This is a genomic window from Gilvimarinus sp. 1_MG-2023, from assembly GCF_030548285.1.
Genome location: NZ_JAUOSC010000025.1, coordinates 1 through 4,890 on the forward strand (window position 1 = coordinate 1; position 4,890 = coordinate 4,890).

Here is a 4,890-nt window from a genome sequence, read left to right on the forward strand (position 1 = left end):
GTCAGAGTGGTTTTACCGTGGTCAACGTGACCAATGGTGCCCACATTGACGTGGGGCTTATTACGTTCGAACTTTTCCTTCGCCATTGCGAGCGCCTCCTCAATCAGCCGTCAAAACAAGCCATTACTTACACATAAAAAACAGCCGCGAAAGACAACCTTTCGCAGCCAGGGAATATGGAGCTCTTGAGCAGATTTGAACTGCCGACCTCACCCTTACCAAGGGTGTGCTCTACCAACTGAGCTACAAGAGCCTTAATCCGATAACACTTGGAGCGGGCAGCGGGAATCGAACCCGCATATTCAGCTTGGAAGGCTGACGTTCTACCACTGAACTATGCCCGCTTACACTTAATGCCAGCGAAGCTCAGCCTTAGCTGATACCTCCTAGCCTATGGCAAACGTGTTTGCCCCGCTCGATGCGGATAAATATGGTGCAGGGGGGTGGATTCGAACCACCGAAGCTTTCGCGTCAGATTTACAGTCTGATCCCTTTGGCCACTCGGGAACCCCTGCGAACGAGCCGTGCATTGTCCAGCTCGAAGCTGTCACTGTCAACTGAATTCCCTAAGGAATTCACTCGGTTACAGCAACCTTCTAGAGAAAATGGAGCTGGCGAGAGGAGTCGAACCCCCGACCGGCTGATTACAAGTCAGCTGCTCTACCAACTGAGCTACGCCAGCATTTCTCAGGCCACGTGTTAACGTGGAGGCGGGATTCTAGTGAAACTTTTACTCAGACGCAACACCTGAACAATATTTTTGTTGTTTCTCGACGTTATTTTCTCGTGAGATCAACTCTAACCACCTCTCATTGCTCATTTTTTGTGCTTGCCCCGCCCCCAACACCACCCAATTCTCTTTGCGAGTACGGGTGATTTCACGGATTTCTGCCTCATAACCCAAGGTTTGCATCTCATCCAGCTTAGCCAAGGCCAGCTCTTGGCGGGTAAACATACCAAAAGAAATACCATTGGCAAGATCCCCTTTCGGAATTAAATAGCTGTCTATTTGCTTAGCCTGCACCTCACGTAGGCGCCCCAGCGCTTCTTTTTTCGATGATTCCGGCGGCAAGTGCACCCAATACCCTTTCCCTTCTGGCACCTCCAGCGCCTTAACCGTAGCCGTCACCGACAAAGCCTGCAGCGCCTCAACGAAATATTCTGCCCTTAACAAGCGTTCGAAAGGTCCCACCATATCGCACAACCCCTCTTTCGGTACCGAGGCTTCCACTGTTGCCCGCGCAGCTTCTGACGAACGCGAGACCTGCGTAGAGCGCTCCCCCTCACTAAGCAGTCGCAAGGCTTCTCCACCCGAAGAGACCGGAGCGGACTGGACAGCAACAGCCTCCTCAGCCGACCACACTGTCAACTGCAACACCAATACAGCCACATTCACACCCAACAGCGCGAAAAATATTAAACGCATACACCCTCCTGTTGCCGCACATCAAGGCACCGCAAAATATTGTTCCAATCCAATAAACACTAAATCCGGCGCCCACACAGCCTCCGGGTACAGGGCGTGCCAACAACCTGCATCTCCACCGGTCAGCACCAGTGTTTTTGGGGTCACATCACTGTGCATCGCCGCTTCAATCATGCCTCGCCCCATTGCGGTTATAGCACCGTCTATAGCCGTTTGAGTGTCTACCCCCAAATCTGTGTAAACCTGATGAGGCTCCCTCAAAGCCACCGCCAACGCTTGTGACTGCGCCGACATGGCGCGACGCATCAAAGCCACACCAGGCCCAATCCAACCCCCTTGATGCAACCCATCTGCGGTCACACTATCAACGGTAATGGCAGTACCACTATCCACAACAATGTAGGCACCGGACGCAAGAGAGCGACCGGCTATAATGGCCAGCCATCGATCAATACCGAGCTTAGAGTAATCTTTATAAGCGCACTGAATTTCTGCCCAAGAATCTTCAACTATTGCAAACTGGGCGGGAGGCAAATCGGCCTCAGCTAAAAATGCTTGCAACTGATCTTCGCGTTTGGCACCTGCGACACTGGACGCCCACACATGGATGACATCGTAGTCATGAGCTACGCTATTGAGCCATGACCAAGATCCCGTATAATCTTCAATACCCGCGGCCACAATTAGCTCGCACTGCTTCAGTTGCCACTTGATACGACTATTACCCATATCAATCAATAAATTCATGACACAGCTCTCAAGCTGACCTCTCCACCGTAAAATAATCGCTCTTCATCGCCCACACTCAGCTGTAAAGCTCCACTGTTATCCACGCCTATCAGGGTGCCATCAACAACACTATTTGCAGTTTGTAAGCTTACCTGCGAGCCAAGAAAAGCCGCACGCTGAAGCCAAAGCTCACGCCAGGGGGTAAATCCGCCGCGCTCGAATTTAATCATGAGCCCACACAACTGCTGAATTAAACCCGCAGCCAAGGTATTGCGACCGACAGGGGCCAACTTCTGTTCTCGCACCAAACGCTGCAAGTCAATCCACGGCTGATCGATACTTTGCGCCGAAGTGGCAGGCATTTGCATGTTAATGCCGACCCCAACCACTACCCGACATAGGCCCGCAGGATCGCCTGACATCTCTAGCAAGATGCCCGCTAACTTTTTCCCACCAACCAACACATCATTGGGCCACTTCAACTGGACACCCTCAACCCCAAAAGACTCCAGAGCTCGAGCAATACAAACACCTACTGCTAAACTTAGCCCCTCTAATTGAGCGGCACCCCCCTCAAACTGCCAGACGCCAGAAAGGTATAGATTGCAACCAAAGGGACTTACCCATTGGCGCCCGCGGCGACCTTTACCGGCCGTTTGCTGCTCAGCCAAACAAAAACTCTCCGACGGTAATGGAGCGGATGAATCAAGCAACTGCGAGTTGGTTGAGTCACAACTTGACAGCACCTGAATACGAGTCGGATCTATGTTCGACAAGCTCGCAATTTGTTTAGCATCAAGCAACTCCAGCGGGACAGATAAGCGGTAACCTCGCCCCTTCACACTTTCATAATCAAGCCCCAATTTTTGCAGTTTTTGCAGTTGTTTCCATACCGCCGTGCGACTGATGGCCAACACACTACCCAACTCTTCACCCGAATGAAATTCACCGTCACCCATCAAATGCAATAGCGCCAACAGAGGCGTTTCCATTATTTAACCTCCTGATAGTGCCGCTTATAGCGACCACCACGCAAGCTGGTTAGCAGCTCATACCCCAATAAGCCCCGCTCCTGTGTTAGACGAGAAAACGAGAGATCTTTATTAATTACCTCAACCGCAGGCAATGAGACAGAGTCCAGACATGTCTCTATTCCAGGCACCGCAGAGAGATCAAATATGGTGGCATCCATGGAGATTCTTCCCACTACTGGAACCTCCTGTCCATGCCACGCACCACACCCCTTTGATTGCATAATGTTGTGTAAACCATCGGCATAGCCACCGGCACATATCGCGAGAATCGAGCCTTTAGCTTTTGTTATGGTAGCGCCATAACCTACAGCGCTATCAATCTCGAGTCGCTTTATCTGCAAAACAGGCAAGGACAGCGTAACCACATCGGCGATTGTACCTCGCAGAGCGGTAGGTGGTTGGTAACCATAAAGAGCCGCACCCGGACGCACCAGATCAAGATGGTAGTCGGCACCTAAGAAAATGCCACAGGAGTTAGCCAGACTAAGCTTACAATCAGGCAACATTGCACGCAGCTTGGGAGCGCGACTTTTGAACTCATCTAATTGGGTTTTATTAAGGGGGTGAACCGGCTCATCCGCACACGCCAAATGACTCATGATTAATTGCGGATTAAGCCCTTGCAACAGGTGCCGCTCTTGTAAAAGTTCATCGAGCTGCGACAAACTAACACCTTGACGACTCATACCAGTATCAAATTTCAAACCACAGGGGGCCCAACTTACTCCCTCTTGCGCCAAAGCCTCGCGCCAACGTCGTATTGCGCTGAGTGACGATAACACTGGCATAGCATTGATACGAGCGCATTCCAACTCGCGGCCAGAGGGCGCACCACCCAGCACATAACAACTTATATCAGAACCTACACACGAGAATAATTCTTGCGCCTCATCCAATGTAGCGACAAAGAAATGGCGACAGCCTGCAGCAAACAGAGCCTCGGACACACGCCCTACACCCAGACCGTAAGCATCCGCCTTCACTACCGCAGAAGTCACCGCTGGCGCGCAGACACGCGCCAGTGCACACCAATTATCGACCACTGCAGTAAGATCAATGGTTAAGCCTGGAGAATACTCGCTCATAAACAACCAAATTCAGTCAAAGCGGCATAGTTACAAAAGTAGAAGATAAAAGCCAGCACTCCGGCCCACCGCCCATACCGCCATCCTCGGCAAAACAGCCACGAACAGTTCATTTGAACCTTCCCTTTTCTTCTAACGACTCATAAATACACACAACTTACGAGGACATATACCATGAAACTTACCCACAACCTTTTACAAATTACTGCCTTTACCCTTGTGCTACTAAGCAGCCAACACGCACTATCTGCCGGTTATTTAAAAATTGGTGACATTAAAGGGGAAAGCACTGAAACTTCTTCCGCACCCAACCAGACAACAAGTACCGAAAGAAAAATTACTTCTGCCAACGACGGTACTAGAAAAGGCGGTCTAGACCGAGACATCATTCGACGTCATACACCTTCAGCGTCCGGGACTCAAAACGCTCCAGCAACAAATGCCGTGAAGGCAACTAAAGCCACAGCCGTTGAACCCGAAGAAATTGATTGAGCACTGCTCTATGCAGGAAACGGGACGCTGGACGCTGGACGCTGGACGCTGGACGCTGGACGCTGGACGCTGGACGCTGGACGCTGGACGCTGGACATGATTATGGTAGGTCGTGTGCCACATT

At 51.1% G+C, this 4,890-nt stretch carries 6 protein-coding genes and 4 tRNA genes; 1 reads left to right on the forward strand and 9 read right to left on the reverse strand.

Translation table 11 applies throughout. The features are described 5' to 3' along the window. The 9 genes from Q4563_RS15385 to alr form a co-directional block, all read right to left on the reverse strand. Positions 1-86 (reverse strand): GTP-binding protein (locus Q4563_RS15385; protein WP_235577371.1); only part of this gene is annotated, 86 nt, incomplete at its 3' end. 91 nt (positions 87-177) lie between these two features. Next, positions 178-253: transfer RNA gene (locus tag Q4563_RS15390), tRNA-Thr, on the reverse strand. 17 nt (positions 254-270) lie between these two features. Further along, positions 271-344: transfer RNA gene (locus Q4563_RS15395), tRNA-Gly, on the reverse strand. An 87-nt stretch (positions 345-431) separates the two neighbouring features. After that, positions 432-515 (reverse strand) — tRNA-Tyr (locus tag Q4563_RS15400). A gap of 91 nt (positions 516-606) precedes the next feature. Next, positions 607-682 (reverse strand) — tRNA-Thr (locus tag Q4563_RS15405). A gap of 48 nt (positions 683-730) precedes the next feature. Further along, positions 731-1,426, reverse strand: coding sequence for an SPOR domain-containing protein (locus Q4563_RS15410; RefSeq protein ID WP_215975031.1), 696 nt, complete (start codon positions 1,424-1,426; stop codon positions 731-733). 21 nt (positions 1,427-1,447) lie between these two features. After that, positions 1,448-2,173, reverse strand: a complete 726-nt coding sequence (locus Q4563_RS15415) for a type III pantothenate kinase (RefSeq protein WP_303605076.1) — start codon at positions 2,171-2,173, stop codon at positions 1,448-1,450. Next, positions 2,170-3,147 (reverse strand): bifunctional biotin--[acetyl-CoA-carboxylase] ligase/biotin operon repressor BirA, encoded by a 978-nt coding sequence (gene birA, locus Q4563_RS15420; protein ID WP_303605077.1) that lies wholly within the window; start codon positions 3,145-3,147, stop codon positions 2,170-2,172. The genes Q4563_RS15415 and birA overlap by 4 nt, the downstream gene beginning before the upstream one ends. Further along, a complete protein-coding gene (alr, locus tag Q4563_RS15425; RefSeq protein ID WP_215975034.1) occupies positions 3,147-4,274 on the reverse strand; it encodes an alanine racemase in 1,128 nt (375 codons plus the stop codon). Before alr ends, birA begins: the two co-directional genes overlap by 1 nt. A gap of 174 nt (positions 4,275-4,448) precedes the next feature. On the opposite strand from alr, the gene Q4563_RS15430 reads away from it, so the two are divergent. Then, complete coding sequence (locus Q4563_RS15430) at positions 4,449-4,766, forward strand: hypothetical protein (RefSeq protein WP_303605078.1); 318 nt, start codon at positions 4,449-4,451, stop codon at positions 4,764-4,766. Positions 4,767-4,890 lie beyond the last annotated feature (124 nt).

Bases quoted from the DNA above. Each gene is read 5' to 3' on its own strand.
- Q4563_RS15410 (WP_215975031.1), bottom strand. From the start codon at position 1,426: ATGCGTTTAATATTTTTCGCGCTGTTGGGTGTGAATGTGGCTGTATTG.
- Q4563_RS15415 (WP_303605076.1), bottom strand. From the start codon at position 2,173: ATGAATTTATTGATTGATATGGGTAATAGTCGTATCAAGTGGCAACTG.
- birA (WP_303605077.1), bottom strand. From the start codon at position 3,147: ATGGAAACGCCTCTGTTGGCGCTATTGCATTTGATGGGTGACGGTGAA.
- alr (WP_215975034.1), bottom strand. From the start codon at position 4,274: ATGAGCGAGTATTCTCCAGGCTTAACCATTGATCTTACTGCAGTGGTC.
- Q4563_RS15430 (WP_303605078.1), top strand. From the start codon at position 4,449: ATGAAACTTACCCACAACCTTTTACAAATTACTGCCTTTACCCTTGTG.